Source organism: Rahnella sp. PD4 (assembly GCF_049199325.1).
GTDB classification, from domain to species: Bacteria; Pseudomonadota; Gammaproteobacteria; order Enterobacterales; family Enterobacteriaceae; genus Rahnella; species Rahnella perminowiae.
In genome coordinates, this window is record NZ_JBLZQF010000028.1 from 1 (window position 1) to 708 (window position 708).

1 rRNA gene is annotated in these 708 nt (G+C 52.8%); it reads left to right on the forward strand.

Annotated elements, in window-relative coordinates:
• A 23S ribosomal RNA gene (locus ACOZIO_RS25040) occupies positions 1-689 on the forward strand; the annotation flags it as partial.
• Positions 690-708 lie beyond the last annotated feature (19 nt).

The following is a 708-nucleotide window of genomic DNA, read 5'->3' on the forward strand; positions in this document are numbered from 1 at the left end:
GGGGTGAGGACAGTGTCTGGTGGGTAGTTTGACTGGGGCGGTCTCCTCCTAAAGAGTAACGGAGGAGCACGAAGGTTAGCTAATCACGGTCGGACATCGTGAGGTTAGTGCAATGGCATAAGCTAGCTTGACTGCGAGAGTGACGGCTCGAGCAGGTACGAAAGTAGGTCATAGTGATCCGGTGGTTCTGAATGGAAGGGCCATCGCTCAACGGATAAAAGGTACTCCGGGGATAACAGGCTGATACCGCCCAAGAGTTCATATCGACGGCGGTGTTTGGCACCTCGATGTCGGCTCATCACATCCTGGGGCTGAAGTAGGTCCCAAGGGTATGGCTGTTCGCCATTTAAAGTGGTACGCGAGCTGGGTTTAGAACGTCGTGAGACAGTTCGGTCCCTATCTGCCGTGGGCGTTGGAAGATTGAGAGGGGCTGCTCCTAGTACGAGAGGACCGGAGTGGACGCATCACTGGTGTTCGGGTTGTCATGCCAATGGCATTGCCCGGTAGCTAAATGCGGAAAAGATAAGCGCTGAAAGCATCTAAGCGCGAAACTTGCCTCGAGATGAGTCTTCCCTGTGGCTTTAAGCCACCTGAAGGGACGTTTAAGACTAAGACGTTGATAGGCTGGGTGTGTAAGTGCAGCGATGCATTGAGCTAACCAGTACTAATGACCCGAGAGGCTTAACCTTACAACACCAAAGGTGTTTT